We start from the raw sequence: 26503 nt of genomic DNA, 5'->3' as shown, positions 1-26503 counted from the left end.
CGAACGAATCGACGAACTGACCGAAGGTCTTTGCGAATTCGCAGTATTTTACCGGTAATCGTCTCCCATGCGTATCTCCTCACGATCGTTCGCCGCTCTTGCCCTTGCCACGCTTGTTTCCGGCTGCGGCGGTTCGGACGGAACCGGCTCGAGTGGCAGCGCCGCCCCCGTCGCCAGCCCCTCCACATCGCCTACCGCGAGCCCGACCGGAACCCCGACTGCCAGCCCCACGGCAACGCCGACCGGTACACCGACCGGTACGCCCACCTCAACGACCTGGGCTGGCCAGGCAGCGGCGATGTATGATGTGCAGCCCGATGCCACCGCCTGCACTTCCGGCACGTTGAAAGACTCCGTGAAGGCCACGTTCCTTGCACAGCTCAACACGATCCGCGCGCTGCACAATCTGCCGGCAGTCGCCTATTCGAATGAGGAGGACAGCCAGGAGCAGGATACCTCGCTGATGATGGCGGTGGCGAAGCAGCTCAGCCACACGCCGGCGACGACCTGGCCATGCTACAGTTCGAGCGGCGCGGCGGGCGCGGGATCGAGCAACCTTGTCGGCGGCTGGGGCACCGGCCTGCCGTTCAACAGCGAGGACGATTATCTCGGCCTGTGGCTCACCGAGAACGGTTCCGCCGATATCGGCCACCGCCGCTGGATCCTGAGCCCGTTCCTCGGCAAGACCTCCTACGGTCGCGTCGCTGTGGTGCTGGCGGACGGATCGCGCGCGAGCGCTGCGTCGATGCGGGTGTTTAACTTTCATACCAGCCCCGCGGTGCCGAGCGGCATCCCCCCCTTCGTCGCCTATCCCTACGGTGATTATCCGCAGCGCTATTTCGGCCTCGGCAATTATCTGTCGTTTACCGCGATCAGCAGCACCAGCAGCTCATGGGCCAATCAGGCGGTCAGCTTCGCCAGCGCAACGATCACCGTGACCGGTCCCGCCGGCGCGATGACCGTGACCGATATCAGCACCGACAATCAGGGCTATGGCGTGCCGAACAGCATCCAGTGGCGTGTGACCGGCCTGCAGGCCGGAACATCCTATACGGTGAAGATAAGCGGCGTTTCCGGCGCGCCGCAAACCAGCTACACCTACACGTTCCGCGTCGTCTGACCGGCGCGGTTGCAACCGGGCGCCGTTTCGGCTAACGGCCCCACCTTCCTCGTGACAGCGACGGAAATGCTTGCGGGAGGGCTCTGGCCCGATCGAACCGCTAAACTTGAAACCAGGCCGTCTCCCGTGGGCGCGGCCGGATTGAGAGAGTGACATGGCAAAGAAGATTACGGGTTACATCAAGTTGCAGGTGCCTGCGGGCGCCGCCAATCCCTCGCCGCCGATCGGCCCCGCGCTCGGTCAGCGCGGTGTGAACATCATGGAATTCTGCAAGGCGTTCAACGCGCAGACGCAGGACATGGAAAAGGGCGCGCCGCTCCCCACGGTCATCACCGTCTATGCCGATCGCTCGTTCTCGTTCGAGACGAAGACCCCGCCGGCGACCTTCCTCATCAAGAAGGCCATGAACCTGAAGTCCGGCTCGAAGGAGCCCGGCAAGGTGGTCGCGGGCAAGATCAAGCGCTCGCAGCTTTCGGAAATCGCGCAGGTGAAGATGAAGGATCTGAACGCGAACGATATCGAAGCCGCGACGAAGATCATCGAAGGCAGCGCGCGGGCCATGGGCCTCGAAGTGGTGGAGGGCTGAACATGGCTAAGCTGACCAAGAAGCAGAAGGCCAACCAGGTCGATGGCGAGAAGCTGCACAACGTGGACGAGGCGATCGCGCTGGCCAAGGCGGGCGCCACCGCTAAGTTCGACGAGACGATCGAAGTCGCGCTGAACCTCGGCGTCGATCCGCGCCACGCCGATCAGATGGTGCGCGGCGTCGTCACGCTCCCGGCCGGCACCGGCAAGACGGTGCGCGTCGGCGTGTTCGCCAAGGGTGCGAAGGCGGACGAGGCGCGCGAAGCGGGCGCCGATGTCGTCGGTGCGGAAGACCTGATGGAAACGATCCAGGGTGGCACGATCGATTTCGATCGCTGCATCGCGACCCCGGACATGATGGGCATCGTCGGCCGGCTCGGCAAGGTGCTCGGTCCCAAGGGGCTGATGCCGAACCCGAAGCTCGGCACCGTCACGATGAACGTCGCCGAGGCGGTGAAGGCGGCCAAGGGCGGCCAGGTGGAGTACCGCGTCGAGAAGGCCGGCATCATCCACTCCGGCATCGGCAAGGCATCTTTCAGCCAGGAAGACCTGCGTCGCAATTTCGATGCGCTGGTCGATGCCGTGGTGAAAGCCAAGCCATCGGGTGCGAAGGGCAAGTACGTTCGCAAGGTGGCCGTCAGCTCGACGATGGGCGCGGGCATCAAGGTGGACGTGGCGGAAGTCGCCGGCGCCTGATTTTACGACACATCAATGCCGAAAAGGGCCGGGAGCGATCCCGGCCCTTTTTGTTTGCAGGCGGGCAGCCGATGCCAACGTTCCTTGACGCCGTCGCCAAGGCTGCCGAAAACCCCGCACGCAATTGTGACTGGGGGAGGCAGCGGATGCCGCATTACGGCGATTTCCAGAATTCGATCTACGGCGCCGGCCTCACCGGCGTGCAGCCGACGCTTCCGGTAGATTTCGCGACGCTGAAAGCGCGGGCGGAGGCAGCGATGCCGCCCTCGGTGCTCAATTATGTACAGGGCGGATGCGGCGACGAATTCACACAGGACGAAAATGCCCGGGCCTTCCGGCACTGGGGCATGGTGCCGCGCATGATGGTCGATTGCACGAGCCGAGACCTGTCGATCGACCTGTTCGGCAATAAGCTCCCCTCCCCGCTCTTCATGGCGCCGATCGGCGTGACCGGGATTGTAACTCAGGACCAGCACGGCGATCTGGCCGCCGCGCGCGCCGCAGCCACCACTGGCGTGCCGCTGTGCGCATCGACATTGGCGAACGATCCGCTGGAGGACGTGCTCCACGCGAGCGGCACGACGCCGGCGATGTTCCAGCTCTATACTCCGCGCAACAAGGATGTCGCCGCCAGTCTGGTCAGCCGCGCGGAGGCGGCCGGATACAGGGCGATCGTGGTAACGCTCGACACGTGGGTAACGGGCTGGCGGCCTCGTGACCTGAACGTGTCGAACTTTCCGCAGCTGCGCGGGCACGTATTGACCAACTATTTCGTCGATCCTGCCTTCCGCGCCTTGCTGGCGAAGCCGGCGGAGGAGGATCTGCGCGCGGCGATCAACACGTGGAGCGCGACCTTCGGCAAGGTGCTGACCTGGGACGATCTGCCATGGCTCAAATCGCTCACGAAGCTGCCGATCGTGTTGAAGGGCATCTGTCATCCCGATGATGCGCGGCGCGCGCTGGATGGCGGCGCGGACGGCATTTACGTCTCGAACCACGGCGGCCGGCAGGCCAATGGCGGGATCGCCGCGATCGACATGTTGCCGGGCGTGGCGGCGGCGGTGGATGGCCGTGTGCCGGTGCTGTTCGATTCAGGCATTCGATCCGGCAGCGACGTGATCAAGGCGATCGCGCTGGGCGCGGATGCGGTGGGGATCGGCCGCCCCTATACCTACGGACTCGCGCTTGGCGGCGCGGAGGGCGCGGCGCATGTGTTGAAATCGATCCTCGCCGAAGCGGATCTGCTGATGGCCGTGAACGGTTATCCCGATCTGGCGGCGGTTCGCGCGGAGGGCGCGAGGCGGACCGACCGATAGATTGACTTTCACGCGCAAGCCTGTATTGGCCCGCGCTCGCCCGGCAGCTTCGTGCCGCCGGGCACCGTCCGAGACAGTAGGTGCCGGAATGCCGGCTTAATTTCCTACCGAGGCGGGGACAGGATTTTGCCGGCTGGTCATCGATGTGACGCGCCGGTCTGCCGCGGTCCGCGATTGAGCGTGGCTGCGTCTGCTTCCCATTCCCCATCGCTGGACAACCCATCCGCTCGCAAGGCGTGTGGGGAAATGCAACCGGGCATGCGCTTCGGCTCATGCCCAGAACGTGGAGAATGGCATGGATCGTGCTCAAAAGGCCGCGGCCGTCGCCGAGCTCAACCGCAATTTTTCCGAGGTCGGCGTGGTGATTGTCACCCGTAACCGCGGAATGACCGTCGCGCAGTCAACCCAGCTGCGCAACAAGATGCGGGAAGCCGGCGCGAGCTACAAGGTCTCGAAGAACAAGCTTGCCAAGATCGCGCTCGACGGCACCGACTATCTCTCGCTGGGCGATCTGCTCACGGGTCCGGTCGGTCTCGCCTCTTCGATCGATCCCGTCGCTGCGGCGAAGGTGGCGGTCGAATTCGCGAAGACGAACGACAAGTTCGAAATCGTGGGCGGGGCGATGGGCGCGAATGCGCTCGACGTGGAGGGCGTGAAGGCGCTCGCCACGCTGCCGTCGCTGGACGAGCTCCGGGCGAAGATCGTCGGCCTTATCGTGGCACCCGCCACGAAGCTGGCGACCATCACCCAGGCGCCCGCCGGGCAGCTTGCCCGCGCGCTCAAGGCATATTCGGAGAAGGAAGCCGCCTGATTTCCGGCGGTTTTATCAAACGAAACTCAAAGCCCCACCGGGGCTTGCGATTTGAAGGAAGTAACAATGGCAGACCTGAACGCGCTGGTTGACCAGCTTTCCGAACTGACCGTCCTCGAGGCGGCTGAGCTTTCGAAGCTTCTCGAAGAGAAGTGGGGCGTTTCGGCCGCTGCGGCGGTTGCGGCTCCTGCAGCCGGCGGCGCCGGTGCAGCGGCTCCGGCCGCCGAAGAGAAGACCGAGTTCGACGTGATCCTCACCGGCGACGGTGGCAAGAAGATCAACGTCATCAAGGAGGTCCGCGCGATCACCGGCCTCGGCCTGACCGAAGCCAAGGCGCTCGTCGAGTCCGCTCCGAAGGCCGTCAAGGAAGGCGTGTCGAAGGACGAGGCCGAGAAGGTCAAGAAGCAGCTTGAAGAAGCCGGCGCGACCGTCGAACTCAAGTAAGCCTCACGTCGAGCGCGGGCATGATCCGCGCTCGATCCCGCCTCCGCGGCCAGCTTTAACAAGCCTGTCAGTGGTGGCGCGAGCAAAACAGAAGGAGGCGGCTTCCGCGTGGGAGCCGCCTCTTTTTTTTGCTGTTACCGTTTCACCGTGGCCCCGTGCGCGCGGATAGCGATCGCATCGTGCATCCGGGCGGGTTCGTCCAGCCACATCGGGCCCAGCTTGCCGCCGTCGCCGCGATCCACGCCAACCGCGAAAGCCGCAGTCGTCTGCCCCGGCGATCCCGCGGCCGCGTCATACAGCAGGTTGAGCGCCACCACGGGCACGAACATCGGGCGACCGGCCGCCTCCAGCGCGACAATATCCTCCCGCCGCAGCGTCGCGATCCCGCGCACCGGCCGCTCCTCACCAGGCGCGAGATCGAACGGGGGCACGACCGGCCGGTCGACCGGCTCCGCATAAAGGCCGGCGAGCACCGTATCCTGACCCTGCTGCGCACTCGTGAGCCGGATCGCGACGCGCACCCCGCGTGCGATCGCGATCCCTTCATTGCGCACCGTCAGCCCCACATCGGCGGTGGCGGTGACAAGGTTGATGCCCGCGCGATGCACCACCGGCAGGGCAACATCGATCCAGGCGCGCTCGCTCGGCGCAGGGCGTTCGAGAAATTGCGGCGGCTCCGGCGCAGGCGGTGCTGCACCGGTAGCGCTCCGCGCGACCGGCGGATCGGGCGCTGCCGCCGGCAGTGAAACATTCTCGATCGGCTCGTCCGTGCCGCGATCCTCGCCCGGCAGCAACCGCCGCCGCCACGCCACGAAGCCGGCCGCGAGCGCAGCAAGCCCGCCAAGCCCTGCCGGCACCAGCCAGCCAGGCAAACCTTCGCCAACGTCCGGCGACGACGCGGGCGTCGCGGCAACAGGAACCGGGCTGGCCACCGGCGTCGAGGGCGACCCTGTGGGCGCGGGTGCGGGTGCGGGTGCGGGCGCGGGTGCTGGCGCCGCCACGACAGGCACTGGCGTGACGCGGGCGGAAGGCGATGATGAGGGGCGCGGTTGCGGTCCCGGCACCGCCGGCAGCGAAATTGCGCGCGGGGTCGAGCGCGCGCGCGGCGCGGCCTGTGGCGCGCTGGACGGCTCTACCGGGATCAGCGCGATCGGCTGCTCGCTGGCCGGCAGCGCGGCATTCGTCGCGGTCGGCGTCGGCGCGATGATCGGCGCCGGCGTCAGATCTTCCGGTGCTGTTTTCGGGATCGTCTGCGCGATTCCCGATCCTCCGGCCAACGCCGCCCCGGCCAGCGTCAGCCCTGTGATGCCTATTTTCATTCCCTGCGCGTTATCCCGTCGAAGCTGAACCGCACCCTATCGTCACTGCTCGGCCGGGCCCGTCGCCGGCACGACTGGCAGCCATACAGCGCTCGCCTTCGTTCCCCCTCGCACGAGCGTGATCGTCGCCTTCTGATAATCCTCGGGCTTCGCGAAGAAGATATTGGGGACATATTTCTGCGGGTTGCGATCGTAGAGCGGGAATTGCGACGACTGCACCTGCACCATGATGCGATGCCCTGGCTGAAATACATGGTTCACGGTCGGCAGCCGAAAACGATAGCGCTGAACACTGTTCGCCGGGATGGCGGCCGGCTTGTCGAAGCCGTCGCGATACCGTCCCCGGAAAATGTCCTGGCTGATCGAAAGCTGATAGCCGCCTTTCTTCGGATCGTTCGCAATTTGATCGGGATAGACATCGATCACTTTCACCACGAAATCGCCATCCGTGCCGGTGGTCTTGGCGAACAGGTCCGCGATGGGCGCGCCGGAAACACGCATCGGCTGCGTCAAGGGCGCGGTCTGATAGGTCATCACATCCGGCCGACCATCGACAAAGCGCTGATCCTGCACCAGCCACGTCTTCCAGCGCTCGTCATCGCCGAAATTAACCGGGCGCGGCAGATGCGGCACCGGCTTTGCGGGATCGGAGACGTAGCTGTCACCCCCCTCCCCGCCCTTGTCGAAGCCGAGCCCGCCGTCGGCTTCCAGATAGATCGGCTTCAGCGGCGCGGCGCATCCCGCCTCGCACGCCATCGGCCATTGCGCCAAGCTGTCCCAATGGTTCGCGCCGGTGTTGTAGATCAGCGCCTGCGGCGGGGTGAACGCCGGCCGGCCATCGCGCAGATACTGATCGAAGAACGGAAACAGATATTTGTCGCGCCATTGCGTGGCGGTGTCGCCGTTCCACTTGAAGTCACCCAGCGAAGAGCCGTCGTAATTCGCCTGGCTATGGCGCCACGGGCCCATGACGAGGAAATTGCTGGCCAGTTTGCCTTTTGCCTTCAGCGCCTCCCAGGCGTGGATCGCGCCATACATGTCCTCCTGATCCCACAGCCCCTGCTCCCACATCGTCGGCACGTTCGAGGGATTGGCGGCGACCAGCTTGTCGAGTGCCTGCCCCTGCCAGAAAGCGTCATAAGCGGGATGCGCGGCCATGCGCTGCCAAAAAGGTAAGGCGGCATAGCCGGATTTCTCCGCCCAGGCGCCTGCCGAGCCGACGCGCCTGAACTGCTCGTAATCGTCGTAGAACCCGGAAGCCGGCTCGTCGCCCGCCGCCTTGAAGCCGGTCTGTTCGCCGAGCCAGCCGATGTTCGCAAGCCGGAACGCGCCGTAATGGAACCAGTCGTCCCCCATCCAGCCGTCGATCATCGGGCTTTCCGGCGCAGCGACCTTCAGCGCAGGGTGCGGGTGCAGCAGCGCCATCACGACCGTGAACCCCTCGTAAGAGGAGCCGAGCATGCCGACGCGACCGTTCGATTCGGGCAGGTTCGCCTTCTTCACCAGCCAGTCGATCGTGTCCCACGCATCGGTGGTGTGATCTACCTTGGTCGGGTTCAGCGGGCCGATCACTGGCCGGGTGACGACATACTCCCCTTCCGAGCCATATTTGCCCCGGATATCCTGAAACACGCGAATATATCCGGCGCGCACGAACGGTTCGTCGCCCTGCGGCAGGATCGAGAGCATTTTCGGGCTCGCCATTCGCGCCACCCGGCCAGACGCATTGTAGGGCGTTCGGGTCAGCAGGATCGGCGCATTCCTGGCGCCCTTCGGGATGACGATGACGGTGTGGAGCCTCGCCCCGTCGCGCATCGGGATCATCACCTCGCGCCGCACATAGTCATTCGCGTCGGTGGAATAGGCGAAGTGCGCCGGAATATCGCCCCCGGGTCGCACGACTCCCTGCTCTTGCGCGGCGAGCGGAGCGGCGGACAGTGCGAGGCAGGCCAGGGCAAGCGTCTTGCGGGTCATGAATATTCCTGTTTGACTGTTGCCCGTTATGCGCAGTGGCGCGCGTCGATCAACCTGTCCCTCGTAGATTGACGTTGCCGGACATGGCTCCTATATCGCCGTCTTCGCTGGAGCTTCGGGACATGATGCGGCGTCGCGCACCGTATCGCACGAATGGAGGCTTCCGGTTCATAAGACGCTTCAGGCTGCAATCGCTCCGATCGTGGGGATGATCGCGGCCTTTTCGCGTCTTTATCGCGCTCTAATGTTTTTTACTGAGGGCTGACAGCTACATGGCATCCAAGGCGATCGAGGGCGCGACCACGCCCAAGCGGCGCATCCGCAAGGTGTTCGGCAATATCCACGAAGTGGTGCAGATGCCGAACCTCATCGAGGTTCAGCGCGAAAGCTACGAACAGTTCCTGCGCTCCGATCCGTCGATCGGCTATGTCTCCGGCCTGGAAAAGACGCTGCGCAGCGTTTTCCCGATCCGCGATTTCGCCGGCACCGCCGAGCTTGATTTCGTGAATTACGAGCTTGAGCATCCCAAGTTCGACGTCGAGGAATGCCGCCAGCGTGGCATCACCTATGCCGCGCCGATGCGCGTCACGCTGCGCCTGATCGTGTTCGAGGTGGATCCCGATACGGAAACCCGCTCCGTGCTCGATATCAAGGAGCAGGACGTGTACATGGGCGACATGCCGCTCATGACCGAGAACGGCACCTTCTTCATCAACGGCACCGAGCGCGTCATCGTCAGCCAGATGCACCGGTCGCCAGGCGTGCTGTTCGATCACGATCGCGGCAAGACCCATGCGAGCGGCAAGTATCTCTTCGCCGCGCGCGTGATCCCGTATCGCGGCTCGTGGCTCGATTTCGAGTTCGACGCGAAGGATATCGTCAACGTCCGTATCGACCGTAAGCGCAAGCTGCCGGTCACGGCGCTGCTCTATGCGCTCGGCCTCAATTCGGAAGAGATCCTCAACCACTTCTACAACCGTCTCACCTTCGTGCGTGGCGATGGCGGCTGGAAGATTCCGTTCCAGGCGGAAAGCTGGCGCGGCGTGAAGCCGATGTTCGACATCGTCGACGGCAATTCCGGCGAGGTGGTGTTCCCCGCCGGCCAGAAGATCAGCCCGCGCGCCGCGAACAAGGCGGCGAAGGACGGCCTGACCGATCTGCTGATCCCGACCGAGGAAATCTTCGGCCGCTATTCCGCGTTCGATCTCATCAACGAGACCACCGGCGAAATCTATGTCGAGGCGGGCGATGAGATTTCGCCCGAAAACCTCGAAAAGCTGGACAAGGCTGGCATCGAGCGCATCGAGCTGCTCGATATCGACCACGTCACGACCGGTCCGTGGATTCGCAACACGCTGAAGGCCGACAAGGCCGAGGAGCGCGAGCAGGCGCTGAGCGACATCTATCGCGTGATGCGCCCGGGCGAGCCGCCGACGCTGGAAACGGCGGAGGCGCTGTTCGGCGGCCTGTTCTTCGATCCCGACCGCTATGATCTTAGCGCCGTCGGCCGCGTGAAGCTCAACATGCGACTGGAGCTGGACGCCGAGGACACGGTGACCACGCTGCGCACCGAGGATATTCTCGCGGTCGTCAAAACGCTCGTCGATCTGAAGGACGGCAAGGGCGAGATCGACGATATCGACAATCTCGGCAACCGCCGCGTCCGTTCGGTGGGCGAGCTTCTGGAGAACCAGTATCGCGTCGGCCTGCTCCGCATGGAGCGCGCGGTTAAGGAGCGTATGTCATCGGTCGACGTGTCGACGGTGATGCCGAACGACCTTATCAACGCGAAGCCGGCGGTGGCCGCGGTGCGCGAGTTCTTCGGTTCGTCGCAGCTCTCGCAGTTCATGGACCAGACCAACCCGCTCTCCGAAGTGACGCACAAGCGCCGCGTTTCGGCGCTCGGGCCGGGCGGTCTCACCCGCGAGCGCGCGGGCTTCGAAGTCCGCGACGTTCACCCGACGCACTATGGCCGCATCTGCCCGATCGAGACGCCGGAAGGCCCGAACATCGGCCTCATCAACAGCCTGGCCTCGTTCAGCCGCGTCAACAAATACGGCTTTATCGAAACCCCGTACCGCAAGATCATCGATGGCAAGGTGACCAACGAGGTCGTCTATCTGTCGGCGATGGAGGAGGCCAAGCACACGATCGCGCAGGCCTCCGCCGATCTGGACGCGGACAACCGCTTCACCGAGGAGCTTGTTTCCTCGCGTCAGGCGGGCGAGTTCCTGATGGCGTTGCCCGATCAGATCACGCTGATGGACGTCTCGCCCAAGCAGCTCGTATCCGTCGCCGCCTCGCTCATCCCGTTCCTGGAGAACGACGACGCGAACCGCGCTTTGATGGGTTCGAACATGCAGCGGCAGGCCGTTCCGCTGGTGAAGGCGGAGGCGCCGTTCGTCGGCACCGGCATGGAGGAGACCGTGGCGCGCGATTCGGGCGCCGCGATCGCCGCCAAGCGCGCCGGCATCATCGATCAGGTTGATGCCAGCCGCATCGTCATCCGCGCTACGGGCGAGGTTTCGGCCGAGGAATCGGGTGTCGACATCTACACGCTGATGAAGTTCCAGCGCTCCAACCAGTCGACCTGCATCAACCAGCGCCCGCTGGTGAAGGTGGGCGACGTGGTGCGCGCCGGCGACATCATCGCGGACGGCCCGTCGACCGAATTCGGCGAGCTGGCGCTGGGCCGCAATGCGCTCGTCGCGTTCATGCCGTGGAACGGCTACAATTACGAGGATTCGATCCTCATCTCCGAGCGGATCGTGAAGGACGACGTGTTCACGTCGATCCACATCGACGAGTTCGAAGTGGCCGCCCGCGACACGAAGCTTGGGCCGGAGGATATCACCCGCGACATCCCGAACGTCGGCGAGGAAGCGCTGCGCAACCTCGACGAGGCGGGCATCGTCTATATCGGTGCCGAGGTGGAACCGGGCGACATCCTGGTCGGGAAGATCACCCCCAAGGGTGAATCGCCGATGACGCCGGAAGAGAAGCTGCTGCGCGCCATCTTCGGCGAGAAGGCATCGGACGTGCGCGATACGTCGCTGCGTCTGCCGCCGGGCGTTGCCGGCACGATCGTGGACGTTCGCGTCTTCAATCGCCACGGCATCGACAAGGACGAGCGCGCGATGGCGATCGAGCGCGAGGAGATCGAGCGCCTGAAGAAGGACTCGGACGACGAGCGCACGATCCTCAACCGGGCGACCTGGAGCCGCCTGCGCGAGATGCTGCTGGATCAGGTCGCCACCGCGGCCCCCAAGGGCATCAAGAAGGGTGTGACCATCGACGCCGACCTGCTCGATTCGGTGGACCGCCACGAATGGTGGAAGTTCGCCGTGCAGGACGACAAGGTCCAGGGCGACCTGGAGACCGTCAAGGCACAGTATGACGAGGCCGCAAAGCGGATCACCGACAAGTTCCACGACCGGCGCGAGAAGCTGGAACGTGGCGACGAGCTGCCGCCGGGCGTGCTGAAGATGGTCAAGGTGTTCGTCGCGGTGAAGCGCAAGCTGCAGCCGGGCGACAAGATGGCCGGCCGCCACGGCAACAAGGGCGTCATCAGCCGCATCCTGCCGGTGGAGGATATGCCGTTCCTCGCCGACGGCACGCCGGTTGATCTGGTGCTCAATCCGCTGGGCGTGCCTTCGCGCATGAACGTCGGGCAGATCTTCGAAACGCATCTCGGCTGGGCCGCGCGCGGCCTTGGCCAGCAGGTTTCGCAGGCGCTGGAGGATTGGCGCGAGGCAAATCCCGATGCCAAGGCCGGTGCAATGCCGGAAGCGGTGAAGGAACGCCTCAAGACGATCTATGGCGAGCATTATCTTGCCGACATCGATTCACGCGATGGCGACGGGATCGTCGAGCTGGCGCAGAACCTGAAAGCCGGTGTTCCGATGGGCACCCCGGTGTTCGACGGCGCGGTGGAAGCCGACGTCGCCGATATGCTGGCGCTGGCGGGTCTGGATTCGTCCGGCCAGTCGGACCTGTTCGACGGGCGCACCGGCGATCAGTTCGATCGCAAGGTGACCGTGGGCATCATCTACATGCTGAAGCTCCACCATCTTGTTGACGACAAGATCCACGCGCGTTCGATCGGCCCGTACAGCCTCGTCACCCAGCAGCCGCTCGGCGGCAAGGCCCAGTTCGGTGGCCAGCGCTTCGGCGAAATGGAAGTGTGGGCGCTGCAGGCTTATGGCGCGGCATACACGCTCCAGGAAATGCTGACGGTGAAGTCCGACGACGTGGTCGGCCGCACCAAGGTCTATGAGGCGATCGTCAAGGGTGACGATACGTTCGAGGCCGGCATCCCGGAGAGCTTCAACGTGCTCGTCAAGGAAATGCGCTCGCTCGGCCTCAACGTCGATCTGAAGTCGATGGACGAGGACGACGGTCTCGCCGAAGCGGCGGAGTAACAGGGAACGGGCGCCGTCGATGGCGGCGCCCTGCCCCCTCTCCACCCAGCAGATTTACCCTCTAGAGGGATGAAGATATGAACGAGATGACACCTTTCGCGAACCCGATCGCGAAGCCCGAAACCTTCGACCAGATCCAGATCGGCATTGCCTCCCCGGATCGCATCCGCTCCTGGTCGTTCGGCGAGATCAAGAAGCCCGAGACGATCAACTACCGCACGTTCAAGCCCGAGCGTGACGGCCTGTTCTGCGCGCGCATCTTCGGCCCGATCAAGGATTACGAATGCTTGTGCGGCAAGTACAAGCGCATGAAATACAAGGGCATCGTCTGCGAGAAGTGCGGCGTGGAGGTTACCGTCTCCAAGGTCCGCCGCGAGCGCATGGGCCATATCGAGCTGGCCGCCCCGGTCGCGCACATCTGGTTCCTGAAGTCGCTGCCGAGCCGCATCGGCCTGCTGCTCGACATGCAGCTCAAGCAGCTCGAGCGCGTGCTGTATTTCGAAGCCTATATCGTCATCGAGCCGGGCCTGACCCCGCTTGAGAAATATCAGCTCCTCACCGAGGACGAGCTGCTCGAGGCGCAGGACGAATATGGCGAGGACGCCTTCTCCGCCGGGATCGGCGCGGAAGCCGTGCGCATCATGCTCGAAAGCCTCGATCTGGAGGGCGAGAAGACCCAGCTTCTGGAAGAGCTTGCCACCACCAAGTCCGAGCTGAAGCCGAAGAAGATCATCAAGCGCCTGAAGGTCGTCGAAAGCTTCCTTGAATCCGGCAACCGGCCGGAGTGGATGATCCTCGAGGTGATCCCGGTCATCCCGCCCGAGCTGCGCCCGCTGGTGCCGCTGGACGGCGGCCGCTTCGCGACGTCGGATCTGAACGATCTGTATCGCCGCGTCATCAACCGCAACAACCGCCTCAAGCGGCTGATGGAGCTGCGCGCGCCGGACATCATCGTCCGCAACGAAAAGCGCATGTTGCAGGAAGCCGTCGATGCGCTGTTCGACAACGGCCGCCGCGGCCGCACGATCACCGGCGCGAACAAGCGCCCGCTCAAGTCGCTGTCCGACATGCTCAAGGGCAAGCAGGGCCGCTTCCGCCAGAACCTGCTCGGCAAGCGCGTCGATTATTCGGGCCGCTCGGTCATCGTGACCGGGCCGGAACTCAAGCTGCACCAGTGCGGCCTGCCGAAGAAGATGGCGCTCGAGCTGTTCAAGCCGTTCATCTACGCCCGTCTCGACGCCAAGGGTCTTTCCATGACCCTGAAGCAGGCGAAGAAGTGGGTCGAGAAGGAGCGCAAGGAAGTCTGGGACATCCTTGACGAGGTGATCCGCGAGCATCCGGTGCTGCTGAACCGCGCGCCGACGCTCCACCGCCTCGGCATCCAGGCGTTCGAGCCGGTGCTGATCGAGGGGAAGGCGATCCAGCTTCACCCGCTCGTCTGCTCGGCATTCAACGCCGACTTCGACGGTGACCAGATGGCCGTGCACGTCCCGCTGAGCCTCGAGGCGCAGCTGGAAGCGCGCGTCCTGATGATGTCGACCAACAACATCCTGTCCCCGGCGAACGGCAAGCCGATCATCGTGCCGTCGCAGGACATGGTGCTTGGCCTGTATTATCTGTCGATGCTCAAGGAAAACGAGCCGGGCGAAGGCATGATGATCTCCGACATGTCGGAGGTGCATCAGGCGCTGAATGCCGGCGCGGTGACCCTGCACACGAAGATCATCAGCCGCGTTCCGCAGACCGACGAAGCCGGCAACCAGTATCTCAAGCGATATGAAACGACCCCGGGCCGCATGCTGCTCGGCGAGTGCCTGCCCCGGAGCCACAAGGTGCCGTTCGAAACGGTCAACCGGCTGCTGACCAAGAAGGACGTCACCGACGTTATCGACGAGGTCTATCGTCACACCGGGCAGAAGGAGACCGTGCTGTTCGCCGATGCGATCATGGCGCTTGGCTTCCGTCATGCGTTCCGCGCCGGCATCTCGTTCGGCAAGGACGACATGGTCATCCCCGGCGACAAGGAGAAGCTTGTCGACGAGACGCGCGACCAGGTGAAGGACTTCGAGCAGCAGTATCAGGACGGCCTGATCACGCAGCAGGAGAAGTACAACAAGGTGATCGACGCCTGGAGCCGTTGCGGCGATCAGGTCGCGAACTCGATGATGAACGAGATCAAGGCGGTAAAGGTCGATCCCGAGACGGGTCGCGAGAAGCCGATCAACTCGATCTACATGATGGCGCATTCCGGTGCGCGTGGTTCGCAGGCGCAGATCAAGCAGCTTGCGGGCATGCGCGGCCTGATGGCCAAGCCGTCGGGCGAGATCATCGAAACGCCGATCATCTCGAACTTCAAGGAAGGCCTGACCGTTCTTGAATATTTCAACTCCACCCACGGCGCCCGCAAGGGTCTCGCGGATACGGCGTTGAAGACCGCGAACTCGGGGTATCTCACCCGCCGCCTCGTCGACGTGTCGCAGGATTGCGTGATCGTCGAAGAGGATTGCGGCACGGAGCGCGCGCTGGAGATGAAGGCGATCGTGCAGGGCGGCACGGTGATCGCGTCGCTGGGCGAGCGCATCCTCGGCCGCACCACGGCGGAGGATATCGTCGATGCCAAGACCAACGATGTCGTCGTCCCGACCGGCACGCTGCTGGACGAGCCGACGGTCGCGCTGATCGAGGGCATCGGCACGCAATCGGTCAAGATCCGCAGCCCGCTGGTCTGCGAATCCAAGGTCGGCGTCTGTGGCAAGTGCTACGGGCGTGATCTGGCGCGCGGCACGCCGGTCAACATCGGCGAGGCGGTCGGCGTGATCGCGGCGCAGTCGATCGGCGAACCGGGCACGCAGCTCACGATGCGTACCTTCCACATCGGCGGCGCGGCGCAGCTCAACGAGACATCGAACCTCGAGGCGCACGCCGACGGCACGGTGGAATTCCGCGATCTGCGCGTGATCGAGGATCAGCGCGGCCGTCGCGTCGTGCTGAGCCGGTCGGGCGAGATGGTCATCAAGGATATGGACGGCCGTGAACTGGCGGTCGATCGCATCCCTTATGGCGCCTATGTGATGTTCGACGACGGCCATATCGTCTCCAAGGGCGATCGCATGGCCGAATGGGATCCGTTCACCATGCCGGTGATTACGGAAACCGGCGGCTCGGTGAAATTCCAGGATCTCGTCGAGAACAAGACGCTCGCGGAGCAGGTGGACGAGGCGACGGGCATCACCCAGCGCGTCGTCACCGAATTCCGCGCCGGAACCAAGTCGAAGGAGGATCTGCGTCCGCGCATCACCCTGCTCGACGAAGGCTCGGGCGAGTCCGCGCGCTACATGCTGGCGCCGGGCGCGGTGCTCTCGGTCGAGGATGGCGCCACTGTGCAGGCTGGTGACGTGCTGGCGCGTGTCGCGCGCGAAAGCGCCAAGACGCGTGACATCACCGGCGGTCTGCCGCGTGTCGCCGAACTGTTCGAGGCGCGTATTCCCAAGGAAGCGGCGATCATCGCCAAGGTTTCCGGCCGGGTCGTGTTCGGCAAGGATTACAAGGCGAAGCGCAAGATCGGCATCCAGCCGGAGGATGGCGGCGAGGTCGTCGAATATCTCGTGCCGAAGTCCAAGGTTATCGACGTTCAGGAAGGCGACTACGTCAAGCGTGGCGACAACCTGATCGGCGGTTCGCCCAATCCGCACGACATTCTGGAAACGATGGGGATCGAGCCGCTGGCCGAATATCTCGTCTCGGAAATCCAGGAGGTCTATCGTCTCCAGGGCGTGAAGATCAACGACAAGCACATCGAGACGATCGTTCGCCAGATGCTGCAGAAGGTGGAAATCACCGACGGCGGCGATACGACGTTGCTCAAGGGCGAGCAGGTCGATCGCGAGGAGATGGACGCGACGAACGACCGGCTGGAAAAGAACCAGGCGCCCGCGCAGGGCAAGCCTGTCCTGCTCGGCATCACCAAGGCAAGCCTGCAGACCCGGTCGTTCATCTCGGCCGCGTCGTTCCAGGAAACGACCCGCGTCCTCACCGAGGCGGCCGTCCAGGGCAAGCAGGATACGCTGATGGGCCTGAAGGAGAATGTGATCGTCGGCCGCCTGATCCCGGCTGGCACAGGCGCAGGCATGAACCGCCTGCGCGTCGCGGCCTCCAGTCGCGATGCGGCGCTCCGCGTCCAGCAGCGCAAGCTGTCGGAAGCGATGGCGATCACCGCGCCGACCAGTGCGGCGCAGGAGCATGCCGCCGAAATGGCCCGCTCCGCGCGTGATTCGCAGGGCACCGGGCCCGATCCGCTCGCCGCGGTAGTCGCCTCCGGCGACGGCAGCGACGAAGCTGCGGGCGAGTATCTGAACGACTGATCGACGGATCCTTCGTGACACGAGGAACCGCCGCCCGGGATGCCGGGCGGCGGTTTCTTTTTCCGCCGTCTTCGACGCTCTAGGCCCTATTTCGGTGGAGTGATCTGGCTAATGCTCCACGTCGCCTTCTGGTGACACGCCCGCGCCCGGCTACCGCGGTTGACGGATTCACGCCCTATTTACCCGGCGCGGCCGATAATTCGCCGGGGCGGCACTATCTTTCCTCGCGGGAACCCCTATGTTCCTGGGGCTGACGTCGCCTGCGACGGATATCGGGCACTCATGCTCCCCTTTGTCCCTTTCTAGCCTCACGACGCCGGGATGCGCTGCTTTTGGCGCATGCCCGTCACATATTGGGACAAGGAATTCCATATGATCACCGGAACCGTAAAATTTTTCAACGCCGACAAGGGTTATGGCTTCATCGCGCCGGAAGACGGCAGCGGCGATGCCTTTGTGCATGTGACCGCGGTCGAGCGCGCCGGGATGCGCACGCTCGATAAGGACCAGCGCGTCACGTACGAGCTTGAAACCGATCGTCGCGGAAAGACCTCGGCGGTCAATCTTCAGGCTGCCTGAAGCAGGTTGAAGGGCGGGGGTCGATGATCCCCGCCAGTTTCCTCGCGTTTCAGGAGAATGCCATGTCCACCCTGTTCTTCTATCGCGAGCAGGCCGCGCAACAGCAGGCGGCAGCGGATGCTGCAACGCTTGATAATGTGCGTGAGCGCTGCCAGCGCGCATCCAATGCCTGGGCGGCGTTGGCCGCCCGCAGCGAGCGTGCGGAAAATTCCCGCATACGAACGGCCGCTGAAAAGCTGCTTGCCGGGCTCGGTGACGGCGCCGAACTGAATCACGCCGCGACCTGAACGGTCGGCGCCGGGGATCCTCCCTGCGCTTGAACAGAAAATTCGTTTGTACGAGGTGGCCGGCATTATCGACCTGTTGTTGCGCGGCGCCTGCAATCCGCGATCTGATCCAGGGGCCGGCGTTTGAGCGCGCCCGGTCTTGCGACCAAGGCCGTCGGCGAGGATGACTGCTGGCCCTTCGGCACTCTTCTGGATTCAGCCGCCATCCCCGGCGGTGGCCACCTTCATCTCTATCGCCACGAACAGGATTATGAGATCCTGTTCGGCGAAGAGCAATTGATGGGCAGTTGGGCGTATCGCTCGGAAAAGGCGCTCGCCACGCTGGTGGTCGACAGGCTTGGCGAGCGTGCCAATAGTGTCCTGATCGGCGGGCTGGGCATGGGTTTTACCCTCGCCGCCGCCCGCGCCGCGCTATCGCCCGCCGCCACGATCGTCGTGGCGGAGCTGGTGCCCAAGGTGGAAGCCTGGGCGCGTGGCCACCTTGCGCACATCTTCGGGGATTCACTCGCCGATCCGCGTGTCACGATCGAAATCCGCGACGTTCATGACCTTATCGTTGAGCGGCGCGGTGAGTTCGACGCGATCCTGCTCGACGTTGACAATGGCCCGGAGGGGCTTGTGAGCCTCGCCAACGAGCGGCTCTACTGCAACTGGGGGCTGAAGGCATCGCACCGCGCGCTGCGCCCCGGTGGCGTGCTGGCGATATGGTCCGCATTCCGGGACGACGAGTTTGCCGAACGGCTGGCCGGCGCCGGATTTGACGTGGAAGAAGTCCGGGAGCCGACCGGTGGCGGCGATGACGAGGCGCCGCATGTAATCTGGCTGGCGACCAGGCGCGACTGATCCGCCTCGATCCTGTCAATCGCCGTCGGATCGATCGTCGCCAGCTTCAAAATCGGCGGCATCGTGGCGCTCGCGCAATTGCCGCTCGCCAAAGGTGCGATTGACGATCCGCCCGCGCTGCACCGCCTCACGGGCGCCGAGCAGCTCCGCCCAGCGACGCAGATGCGGATATTCGTCAACCGACAGGAATTCCTTCGCGTCGTAAGTTCCCGTCAGCAGCCCGCCATACCACGGCCACACCGCCATATCGGCGATCGTGTAGACGTCTCCGGCCAGATATTCGTGCGTCGCGAGATGGGTATCGAGCACATGGAGCTGGCGCTTCGCTTCCATCGCATAGCGGTTGATCGCATATTCGATCTTCAGCGGCGCATAGGCGTAGAAATGGCCGAAGCCGCCGCCCACGAACGGTGCCGAGCCCATCTGCCACATCAGCCAGTTCATCGTCTGCGCCCGTGCGTGATGCTCGGTCGGCAGGAACGCCCCGAACTTCTCCGCCAGATAGAACAGGATCGAGCCGCTCTCGAACAGATGCGTGACCGGATCGGTGGAATGATCGGCAAGCGCGGGAATCTTCGAATTGGGATTGATCGCGACAAAGCCGCTGCCGAACTGATCGCCCTGCCCGATATCGACCAGCCACGCATCATATTCGGCGCCGGCATGGCCTGCGGCGAGCAGCTCTTCGAGCAGGATCGTGACCTTCTGCCCGTTGGGCGTGCCGAGCGAATAGAGCTGCAACGGATGCTTGCCGACCGGCAGTTCCTTGTCGTGCGTGGCGCCGGAGATCGGCCGGTTGATATTGGCGAACCGACCGCCGCTTTCCTTGTCCCACGTCCACACGCGGGGTGGCACATAGCCTGCCGGCTGGTTGTTAGCGGCGTCGTCGGCGTCTGCCATGCGGTCCTCCAGGATAGTCGAACCTGTAGATAGGGTCGCGCGGCGGCAGCGCCAGTCCGTCGCTCAATATAGCGCGTCGTCGCGGCTCATTGTTTCGGCGTGACCCAGACCGAAACGGGCACGACGACCTTGCCCGGCGCGGGCTTGCCGATATCGACGCGATCCGCTGTCACCAGTTCGCCGGTTTCGAGCGTGAATGAAACCCACGGCTTGGGCACGCGGCCGAACGTGAAGCGCTGGATCGGCTGCCCGGTGGTCGAATTCATGATGGTGGCGATGATCGGCATCGCGGGCGGATAGCGACCGGCGGCGAGCGCTGTCCAGCGTGATGCGACGGGAAAATCCCTCGCGACGGCGGCCCGCCTCGCCGCGCGAACAATGACCAGGGCGTTCAAGAGATCCGGCCGGCCGAACGCCCGGTTCCTAGACGGTGAGCACCTGGCCGGGAGCGGCGCTGCGCCTGGCGTACGACCTTGGAAGCGTGCCGAAGTGGCGCCCGGCCGGACTACGCCCGCCGCCGCGTCGTGGCGACGCGGCGCGGCACATGCGCGCGTGGCGGTTCGGGAATCGCCGGCCGCGTGGTCCATCCGAAATGCGGCAGGGTGATCGATCTTTTGCCGACCAGATCGACACGCACGACGATCAGACCCTTCTCCTCGATGAAATCGAGCATCCGCCTGGCTCTGCTGGGCGAGGCCGTGTCGTAGAGGATGGCGAGCGCCGCGTTGTCCGGGCATGGCTCCTCCGCGCGCGCCGCGCGCGCCAGCCCGAGGAACGGCGCGAGCATCTCCTCCGGCAGCGCGTCGCCGAGCGCCAGCACATCGGCCCAGTCCTCGTCCGGGCCCAGCCCCGCGCGCGCGATCGCGAACTGCCGGCGGAAACGGTCCAGCGGCTCGTTCGCGATCACGCCGCGCATCCGGCAGCGCACCTGATAATCCTGATACAGTTGCGGCAGCGGCATCCGCGCCCCCTCCCCCGCCATCTGCGCCATCACGTCCGCGCGCACGGCTTCCTGCGCCGCTTCGTCCAGCTCGGGCAGATCGGGCACGGCCACCGGATCCGGCGCGGCCATCGCGCTTTGCATCAGTTCCGAGATCGACGGCGGCGGGGGCGCGGGAAGCGGCGGCGGCGCGTCATCGGCGCCGGCGGTGAACAGTCGTTCGCGCAGGCCGTCCACATCCGCTTCCGGCAGCGGCATCAGCTTGGGGCTGACGTTGCGCGCCGAGGTGGTGACGCTGCCGATCCTCACGCTGATCGGGCGGCGCGAGATCGCCGGGCCGAGCGCGAGAAATTCGCCGCGCGTCAGATCGCGGATCTGATCGGCCTGCCGCCGCTCCATCCCCAGCAGATCGGCGGCGCGCGCCATGTCGATATCGAGGAAGGTCCGCCCCATCAGGAAATTGGATGCCTCCGCCGCGACATTCTTCGCCAGTTTCGCCAGCCGCTGCGTGGCGATCACCCCGGCCAGCCCGCGCTTGCGGCCACGGCACATGAGGTTCGTCATCGCCGCCAGCGAGGCGCGGCGCGCTTCCTCGCCCACCTCCCCCGCGGCGGCAGGCGCGAAAAGCTGCGCCTCATCGACCACCACGAGGATCGGATACCATTGTTCGCGCGGCGCATCGAACAGCGTGGACAGAAAGCCCGCCGTGCAACGCAGTTGATCGTCCACCTCCAGCCCGTCGAGGTTGAGCACGATCGAGGCACGATGCTCACGCGCGCGGGCCGCAAGCCGCTCGATCTCGATCAGGCTGTAGTGCGCGGCATCCACGGCGACATGGCTGAACGAATCCGCCAGCGAGACGAAATCGCCCTCGGGATCGATGACGACCTGCTGCACCAGCCCGGCGCTCCCTTCGAGCAGGCGGCGCAGGAGATGCGACTTGCCCGAGCCGGAATTGCCCTGAACGAGCAGGCGCGTGGCGAGCAGTTCCTCCAGGTCCAGCTCGACCGGGCGCCCCGATCCATCGAATCCCATGTCGATCTTGGCAGTCATCCGCCGTCCGATGGCAATGCACGGACGCGGGGGCAAGCGGATTGCGTCAGGCGAATATCGCTCGGGCCGGCCCGCGCCCCGCCCCGGTTTGCGGAAATTCACGGTTCCGCCTATCGCGCCGCCGATCCGGCCCTGGTCGCAGAAGGAACCTCGATGCTCCCGCGCATTACGATCGACACGACCCTCGTGCCCGGCGGGGCCGAGATGCGGCTGGTGCAGCGCGGACGCGACTGGTTCATCATGCTGGGGCGCGAGGAGCTGATGAGCAGCCGCATGAGCGGATCGGAAGAGGCGCTGGCGACGCTCGCCTGCGATCGCGTGCGCGGCGACGCCCGGCTGCTGATCGGTGGCTATGGCATGGGCTTCACGCTGCGTGCCGCGCTGGCGCGGCTGGCGCCGGATGCGCGGGTGACGGTGGCAGAGCTGGTGCCGGCGGTGATCGACTGGGCCAACGGGCCGATGGCAGAGGTTGCCGCCGGCTGTCTCGCCGATCCGCGCGTCGATGTGGTGCTCGACGATGTCGGCGCGGTGATCGCCGCCTCGCCCGGCACGTTCGACGCGATATTGCTCGATGTGGACAATGGCCCGGACGGGCTGACGCGGGCGGGTAACGACCGTCTCTATTCGGCGGCGGGGCTGGCGGCGGCGAAAGCGGCGTTGCGGCCCGGCGGGCTGCTCGCGATCTGGTCCGCCGCGCCCGATCCGGCGTTCGCGCGCGCGCTGGTGCGCGCCGGCTTCGGTGTCGAGGAGGAGGTGATCCGCGCGCGCGCCAGCGGAAAGGGCGCGCGGCATATCATCTGGATCGCGCGCAGATAGGCGCTCGTACGCGGGGGATTGAACGAAATCCCCCTCGAAAGTGTTCTCGCCTCGGCAAAAGGAGATTGTTGATGCGTATGAAACTAGCCAGCGCCATGCTCATGGCCGCCGTCGCCCTGCCGGTCGCGATGCCCGCGCCCGCGGTGGCGCAGCACCGTGACTATCGGTGGAACGGTGATCGGGACAATTGGGATGCGTCGCGCTCGTATCGCGCCGGGCGGTATCGCGAACGGCAGCTCAGCCGCGACGATCGCATCTATCGTGGTCGCGACGGCCGCTATTATTGCAAGCGCAACGACGGCACCACCGGCCTCGTGATTGGCGGGGTTGCTGGCGGGTTACTTGGCAATGCGCTGACGGGTAGCACTCTTGGTACGCTTGTGGGCGGCGCAGGTGGCGCGCTGCTTGGTCGGTCGGTCGATCGCGGTCAGGTCCGCTGCCGATAGTTAACATCGCCCCGGTCCGGGCGCTTCGACGCTCGGGCCGGGGACGCCTGAATAATAGCATTCAGCCTGATCACGGATTGTCGGAAAAAGCGAATGTGCTCCTGACAGCGGCGGCCGCGCGGGCTATCAGGCGCGTCTTTCGCCGATTAGGGACTTGCGTATGGCCGATCGCGACTATTCTCGCTACTCTTCGCGAACGCTGAATGACGCAACGATTGCGGAGCTGCCGCACCATTATCGCGGCAAGGTACGCGACAATTACGATTTGCTTGACGGCCGGCGCATTATCATCGCGTCGGACCGGCTGAGTGCGTTCGATCGCATTCTGTGCGCCGTGCCTTTAAAGGGCGAACTTCTTACCCAGACGGCGCGTTTCTGGTTCGAGGCAACCGCCGATATCTGCACCAATCACGTTCTGGAATATCCGGACCCGAACGTTCTGATCTGCCGACGCCTGGACATTTTGCCAGTGGAGATCGTCGTTCGCGCCTATCTTGCCGGAACGACCGATACATCGATCCTCAAACGCTACAAGGCGGGGCAGCGCGAGATGTACGGCATTACCTTGCCTGACGGAATGCGCGATAACCAGCGTCTGACCGCGCCTGTCATCACCCCAACGAGCAAGGAGTTCGATGGGGGACATGACGAGCCACTCACCCCTGCGGAGATACTCGATCGCGAACTGCTCACCCCGGCGCAGTGGGAAGAGGTAAGCGCCGTCGCACTCGCGCTGTTTGCGCGCGGGCAGAAGATCGCGGAACAACGCGGACTGATCCTGGCAGATACCAAGTATGAATTCGGCATCGATACCGACGGCAAGATCGTTCTCGCCGACGAGATCCACACGCCCGACAGCAGCCGCTATTGGCTGAAATCGACTTATGAAACGCGGTTCGAGGCGGGAGAGCGACCCGATAGCTTCGACAAGGATTTCATCCGCTCATGGGTCGCCGCCCGCTGCGATCCATACAGGGATGCAATTCCCGAAATACCACCGGAACTGATCCTAGGTACTACGGAAACCTACGTAACCGCGTTCGAGACGATCACCGGTCGGATATTCGACCCCGACCTTGAAGGCGCAACGGTACTCGAGCGTATCCGGGCGCGACTCGCGCCGTTGTTCGGCCACGCCTGACCCGCAACAGTCTCCCTCCCTCGCATCGAGGATCTCCCAAGTGAACCCCATCTTTGCCACGATGAGGACCACGATTTTCGAGGAAATGTCAGGCCTTGCCAGAGAGAGCGGGGCGATCAATCTCGGACAGGGCTTTCCTGATACGATCGGGCCACCCGAGTTGTTAGGCGCAGCGGCCGATGCCGTGCTGACCGGGCCTAATCAATACCCTCCTTCGGTCGGCTTGCCTGTGCTGCGTGAGGCCGTGGCCGCGCACTATCGTCGCTTCCAATCGCTCGACATTGGCTTTGCCAACGTGCTCGTCACCTCGGGCGCGACGGAAGCGATCGCCGCTGCTTTTCTCGCCGTAATTTCCGAGGGCGACGAGGTGATCGTGTTCGAGCCGATGTACGATGCGTATTCGCCACTGATCCAGCGCGCAGGCGGCGTGCCACGACCGGTAACGCTGAGGCCGCCGCACTGGCGGCTTCCGATCGATGAAGTTGCCGCCGCGATCGGGCCGCGCACCCGCGCGATCGTCCTAAACAATCCGAACAATCCGGCAGCGCGCGTATTCTCGCATGAGGAACTCGCGGCGCTTGCGATTATATGCGTGGAACGCGATCTGATCGCAGTCTGCGACGAGGTCTGGGAACATGTCGTTTTTGACGGCAGCGCGCATGTCCCGATGATCGCGCTGCCAGGCATGGCGGAGCGCGCGATCAAGATAGGATCAGCGGGCAAGATCTTCGGCCTCACCGGCTGGAAGGTCGGGTTCGCCATTGCCGCGCCGAGCCTCCTGCAGGCGATTGGTCGCGCGCACCAATTTCTAACCTTCACCACCCCGCCAAATCTCCAGATCGCCGTCGCGCACGGTCTTGGACTCGACGACGGCTTTTTCGCCACCATGCAGGCTGCACTGGAGCATTCGCGCGACCGCCTCGTGGATCTTTTGGCCAAGACAGGATTCACGACGTTGGCCAGCGAGGGCACGTACTTTGTAACCGTCGACCTCGCCGCCTCTGGTGTATCCGGTAACGATGGCGTCCTCGCTCGGCGCATCTTGAGCGAAGCGGGGGTGGCCAGCATTCCATTCTCACCCTTCTATATGCGCGGCCCGCCGCCCGTCGGTCTGATCCGCCTATGTTTTGCGAAGCCAGATGAAATGTTGGAGGAAGCCGTCGGCCGACTTGGCAGTTGGTTGACGGCGCAAAAACAGAGGGATGACGGGTGATCCGCGAGGCGGCAATCGTGGGCGCATGGTTCTCCGGCACATTGCTCGCGACGCCGATCTCGCCCGACTGTTCGTCATAGAAAGTTGGGATAATGAACGACGAACAACTCCATCGCCATCTGGTTGGCCGGCAAGGATCGCGCCGCGATCTCAACACGCCCGTGCTGCTGATCGATCGCGATGCGCTCGATCGTAACATTGCGCGGATGGCCGCTTTCACAACTGCCAACGGGCTGAAGCTTCGCCCGCATGCGAAGACGCACAAGAGCGCCGATGTCGCACGGCGCCAGATCGCCGCCGGTGCCGTGGGGCAATGCTGCGCGAAGCTGGGCGAGGCGGAGGCGCTTGCGGATTTCGGAATCGCCGGGTTGCTCATCACCTCGCCGGTGGTTTCCGCGCCCGGGATCGCGCGACTCGTTGCGCTGAACGAACGAGCGGACGGGCTGATGTGCACGGTCGACAACCCAGATGTCGTGCGGTCGATTGCGGCGGCGATCAATGCACGGAGCGGGAAACCGCTGACCGTGCTGATCGACGTCGATCCCGGCATTCACCGGACCGGGGTTGCGACACGCGAAGCTGCGACCGAGCTGTACCGCGCGATCGCGAGCTTACCCGAACTCGTTTACGCCGGCATTCAATATTATTGCGGCTCGCAGCAGCATATCGAAAGCTATGCTGAGCGAGAGGCCGCGATGCGCGATCGCGCCGCATATCTCCGTACCGTCATCTCCGCGCTAGACGCGTCCGGAGGAAAACCGTCGATCGTCTCGGGCGGCGGCACCGGAACGCACCGTATCGATGCGACGCTGGACCTGTTCACCGAGCTTCAGGTCGGGTCGTATGTTTTCATGGACGATCAGTACCGGGCCTGCGCGCTGACTCCAGACGAGGGAGAAATACCGTTTGAGACATCGCTGCTGATCGACACACGCGTCATCAGCGCCAACACAAAGGGGCTAGTGACGCTGGATGCCGGAATTAAATCCATGGCTACCGACGCGAGACCGCCGCTTCCCGTTGGCGGCGTGGCGGAAGGAACCGTCTATTTCTTCATGGGAGACGAGCAGGGCGCGCTTATAAACCCCAATGGCGCTCTGCCGAAGCTTGGAGACACGGTGACGCTGGGCGCCCCGCATTGTGATCCTACCGTCAACCTATATGATTTCTATCATGTGGTAAGCGGCAATACATTGGTGGATATCTGGCCAGTTTCTGCGCGTGGCCGCTCGCGTTGA

22 protein-coding genes are annotated in these 26503 nt (G+C 64.4%); 16 read left to right on the top strand and 6 right to left on the bottom strand.

Going from position 1 to position 26503, the window contains the following annotated elements:
• Positions 1-48: 48 nt before the first annotated feature.
• The gene (locus ACM61V_RS09390; RefSeq protein ID WP_137785739.1) at positions 49-366 is read right to left on the bottom strand and encodes a hypothetical protein; all 318 of its coding nucleotides are present in this window, start codon (positions 364-366) and stop codon (positions 49-51) included.
• Between ACM61V_RS09390 and ACM61V_RS09385 the strand changes: the two genes are divergently transcribed.
• The 6 genes from ACM61V_RS09385 to rplL all read left to right on the top strand — a co-directional run bounded on the left by ACM61V_RS09385 (position 356) and on the right by rplL (position 4972).
• Entirely contained in the window at positions 356-1120 is a 765-nt protein-coding gene (locus ACM61V_RS09385) for a CAP domain-containing protein (RefSeq protein ID WP_137785740.1), read from the top strand. The genes ACM61V_RS09390 and ACM61V_RS09385 overlap by 11 nt on opposite strands.
• Before the next feature lie 154 nt (positions 1121-1274).
• Positions 1275-1706: a 50S ribosomal protein L11 gene (gene rplK / locus ACM61V_RS09380; RefSeq protein WP_137785741.1), complete on the top strand. Its 432-nt coding sequence runs from the start codon at positions 1275-1277 to the stop codon at positions 1704-1706.
• Between the two features lie 2 nt (positions 1707-1708).
• A complete protein-coding gene (gene rplA / locus ACM61V_RS09375) occupies positions 1709-2401 on the top strand; it encodes a 50S ribosomal protein L1 (protein ID WP_137785742.1) in 693 nt (230 codons plus the stop codon).
• A gap of 71 nt (positions 2402-2472) precedes the next feature.
• Positions 2473-3717: an alpha-hydroxy-acid oxidizing protein gene (locus ACM61V_RS09370; protein ID WP_249341431.1), complete on the top strand. Its 1245-nt coding sequence runs from the start codon at positions 2473-2475 to the stop codon at positions 3715-3717.
• 295 nt (positions 3718-4012) lie between these two features.
• Positions 4013-4528, top strand: a complete 516-nt coding sequence (rplJ, locus tag ACM61V_RS09365) for a 50S ribosomal protein L10 (RefSeq protein ID WP_137785743.1) — start codon at positions 4013-4015, stop codon at positions 4526-4528.
• Between the two features lie 66 nt (positions 4529-4594).
• A complete protein-coding gene (gene rplL, locus ACM61V_RS09360) occupies positions 4595-4972 on the top strand; it encodes a 50S ribosomal protein L7/L12 (protein ID WP_137785744.1) in 378 nt (125 codons plus the stop codon).
• A 134-nt stretch (positions 4973-5106) separates the two neighbouring features.
• On the opposite strand, the gene ACM61V_RS09355 is transcribed toward rplL, so the two are convergent.
• Both ACM61V_RS09355 and ACM61V_RS09350 read right to left on the bottom strand, forming a co-directional pair.
• A complete protein-coding gene (locus ACM61V_RS09355) occupies positions 5107-6291 on the bottom strand; it encodes a hypothetical protein (protein WP_137785745.1) in 1185 nt (394 codons plus the stop codon).
• Positions 6292-6333: 42 nt separating this feature from the next.
• Positions 6334-8265 carry a CocE/NonD family hydrolase gene (locus ACM61V_RS09350; protein ID WP_137785746.1) on the bottom strand — a complete coding sequence of 644 codons (1932 nt, stop codon included), beginning with the start codon at positions 8263-8265 and terminating at the stop codon, positions 6334-6336.
• A gap of 272 nt (positions 8266-8537) precedes the next feature.
• Between ACM61V_RS09350 and rpoB the strand changes: the two genes are divergently transcribed.
• The 5 genes from rpoB to ACM61V_RS09325 all read left to right on the top strand — a co-directional run bounded on the left by rpoB (position 8538) and on the right by ACM61V_RS09325 (position 18756).
• Entirely contained in the window at positions 8538-12686 is a 4149-nt protein-coding gene (rpoB, locus tag ACM61V_RS09345) for a DNA-directed RNA polymerase subunit beta (RefSeq protein WP_137785747.1), read from the top strand.
• A 77-nt stretch (positions 12687-12763) separates the two neighbouring features.
• Positions 12764-17047, top strand: coding sequence for a DNA-directed RNA polymerase subunit beta' (gene rpoC / locus ACM61V_RS09340; protein ID WP_137785748.1), 4284 nt, complete (start codon positions 12764-12766; stop codon positions 17045-17047).
• 372 nt (positions 17048-17419) lie between these two features.
• Complete coding sequence (locus tag ACM61V_RS09335; protein WP_137785749.1) at positions 17420-17626, top strand: cold-shock protein; 207 nt, start codon at positions 17420-17422, stop codon at positions 17624-17626.
• A 23-nt stretch (positions 17627-17649) separates the two neighbouring features.
• On the top strand, positions 17650-17913 hold the full coding sequence (locus ACM61V_RS09330; RefSeq protein ID WP_137785750.1) for a hypothetical protein: 264 nt from the start codon (positions 17650-17652) through the stop codon (positions 17911-17913).
• Positions 17914-18036: 123 nt separating this feature from the next.
• On the top strand, positions 18037-18756 hold the full coding sequence (locus tag ACM61V_RS09325) for a spermidine synthase (RefSeq protein ID WP_137785751.1): 720 nt from the start codon (positions 18037-18039) through the stop codon (positions 18754-18756).
• 15 nt (positions 18757-18771) lie between these two features.
• On the opposite strand, the gene yghU is transcribed toward ACM61V_RS09325, so the two are convergent.
• The 3 genes from yghU to ACM61V_RS09310 all read right to left on the bottom strand — a co-directional run bounded on the left by yghU (position 18772) and on the right by ACM61V_RS09310 (position 21649).
• A complete protein-coding gene (gene yghU / locus ACM61V_RS09320; protein WP_137785752.1) occupies positions 18772-19656 on the bottom strand; it encodes a glutathione-dependent disulfide-bond oxidoreductase in 885 nt (294 codons plus the stop codon).
• 86 nt (positions 19657-19742) lie between these two features.
• Positions 19743-19943, bottom strand: coding sequence for a hypothetical protein (locus ACM61V_RS09315; RefSeq protein WP_137785950.1), 201 nt, complete (start codon positions 19941-19943; stop codon positions 19743-19745).
• Between the two features lie 218 nt (positions 19944-20161).
• A complete protein-coding gene (locus ACM61V_RS09310; protein ID WP_137785753.1) occupies positions 20162-21649 on the bottom strand; it encodes an ATP-binding protein in 1488 nt (495 codons plus the stop codon).
• Between the two features lie 153 nt (positions 21650-21802).
• Between ACM61V_RS09310 and ACM61V_RS09305 the strand changes: the two genes are divergently transcribed.
• The 5 genes from ACM61V_RS09305 to ACM61V_RS09285 all read left to right on the top strand — a co-directional run bounded on the left by ACM61V_RS09305 (position 21803) and on the right by ACM61V_RS09285 (position 26503).
• Positions 21803-22465: a spermidine synthase gene (locus ACM61V_RS09305; protein ID WP_137785754.1), complete on the top strand. Its 663-nt coding sequence runs from the start codon at positions 21803-21805 to the stop codon at positions 22463-22465.
• A 71-nt stretch (positions 22466-22536) separates the two neighbouring features.
• On the top strand, positions 22537-22911 hold the full coding sequence (locus tag ACM61V_RS09300; RefSeq protein ID WP_137785755.1) for a glycine zipper 2TM domain-containing protein: 375 nt from the start codon (positions 22537-22539) through the stop codon (positions 22909-22911).
• A gap of 160 nt (positions 22912-23071) precedes the next feature.
• Positions 23072-24052 carry a phosphoribosylaminoimidazolesuccinocarboxamide synthase gene (locus ACM61V_RS09295; RefSeq protein ID WP_137785756.1) on the top strand — a complete coding sequence of 327 codons (981 nt, stop codon included), beginning with the start codon at positions 23072-23074 and terminating at the stop codon, positions 24050-24052.
• 40 nt (positions 24053-24092) lie between these two features.
• Positions 24093-25265: an aminotransferase gene (locus ACM61V_RS09290; RefSeq protein WP_137785951.1), complete on the top strand. Its 1173-nt coding sequence runs from the start codon at positions 24093-24095 to the stop codon at positions 25263-25265.
• Between the two features lie 92 nt (positions 25266-25357).
• Entirely contained in the window at positions 25358-26503 is a 1146-nt protein-coding gene (locus tag ACM61V_RS09285) for a DSD1 family PLP-dependent enzyme (RefSeq protein ID WP_137785757.1), read from the top strand.

Source organism: Sphingomonas sp. TX0543, assembly GCF_048565505.1.
In the GTDB taxonomy this organism is placed as follows: Bacteria; Pseudomonadota; Alphaproteobacteria; order Sphingomonadales; family Sphingomonadaceae; genus Sphingomonas.
Note: the sequence above shows the minus strand (reverse complement) of the source record. Positions and strands in the feature narration are given on the sequence as shown.

What these genes read in the sequence shown, in the direction of transcription:
- ACM61V_RS09295 (WP_137785756.1), top strand. Translation starts at nt 23,072, where the DNA reads ATGGCCGATCGCGACTATTCTCGCTACTCTTCGCGAACGCTGAATGAC.
- ACM61V_RS09315 (WP_137785950.1), bottom strand. Translation starts at nt 19,943, where the DNA reads ATGCCGATCATCGCCACCATCATGAATTCGACCACCGGGCAGCCGATC.
- ACM61V_RS09370 (WP_249341431.1), top strand. Translation starts at nt 2,473, where the DNA reads ATGCCAACGTTCCTTGACGCCGTCGCCAAGGCTGCCGAAAACCCCGCA.
- yghU (WP_137785752.1), bottom strand. Translation starts at nt 19,656, where the DNA reads ATGGCAGACGCCGACGACGCCGCTAACAACCAGCCGGCAGGCTATGTG.
- rplL (WP_137785744.1), top strand. Translation starts at nt 4,595, where the DNA reads ATGGCAGACCTGAACGCGCTGGTTGACCAGCTTTCCGAACTGACCGTC.
- ACM61V_RS09300 (WP_137785755.1), top strand. Translation starts at nt 22,537, where the DNA reads ATGCGTATGAAACTAGCCAGCGCCATGCTCATGGCCGCCGTCGCCCTG.
- ACM61V_RS09350 (WP_137785746.1), bottom strand. Translation starts at nt 8,265, where the DNA reads ATGACCCGCAAGACGCTTGCCCTGGCCTGCCTCGCACTGTCCGCCGCT.
- ACM61V_RS09335 (WP_137785749.1), top strand. Translation starts at nt 17,420, where the DNA reads ATGATCACCGGAACCGTAAAATTTTTCAACGCCGACAAGGGTTATGGC.
- ACM61V_RS09305 (WP_137785754.1), top strand. Translation starts at nt 21,803, where the DNA reads ATGCTCCCGCGCATTACGATCGACACGACCCTCGTGCCCGGCGGGGCC.
- ACM61V_RS09310 (WP_137785753.1), bottom strand. Translation starts at nt 21,649, where the DNA reads ATGACTGCCAAGATCGACATGGGATTCGATGGATCGGGGCGCCCGGTC.
- rpoB (WP_137785747.1), top strand. Translation starts at nt 8,538, where the DNA reads ATGGCATCCAAGGCGATCGAGGGCGCGACCACGCCCAAGCGGCGCATC.
- rplK (WP_137785741.1), top strand. Translation starts at nt 1,275, where the DNA reads ATGGCAAAGAAGATTACGGGTTACATCAAGTTGCAGGTGCCTGCGGGC.
- ACM61V_RS09355 (WP_137785745.1), bottom strand. Translation starts at nt 6,291, where the DNA reads ATGAAAATAGGCATCACAGGGCTGACGCTGGCCGGGGCGGCGTTGGCC.
- rplA (WP_137785742.1), top strand. Translation starts at nt 1,709, where the DNA reads ATGGCTAAGCTGACCAAGAAGCAGAAGGCCAACCAGGTCGATGGCGAG.
- rpoC (WP_137785748.1), top strand. Translation starts at nt 12,764, where the DNA reads ATGAACGAGATGACACCTTTCGCGAACCCGATCGCGAAGCCCGAAACC.
- ACM61V_RS09285 (WP_137785757.1), top strand. Translation starts at nt 25,358, where the DNA reads ATGAACGACGAACAACTCCATCGCCATCTGGTTGGCCGGCAAGGATCG.
- rplJ (WP_137785743.1), top strand. Translation starts at nt 4,013, where the DNA reads ATGGATCGTGCTCAAAAGGCCGCGGCCGTCGCCGAGCTCAACCGCAAT.
- ACM61V_RS09330 (WP_137785750.1), top strand. Translation starts at nt 17,650, where the DNA reads ATGATCCCCGCCAGTTTCCTCGCGTTTCAGGAGAATGCCATGTCCACC.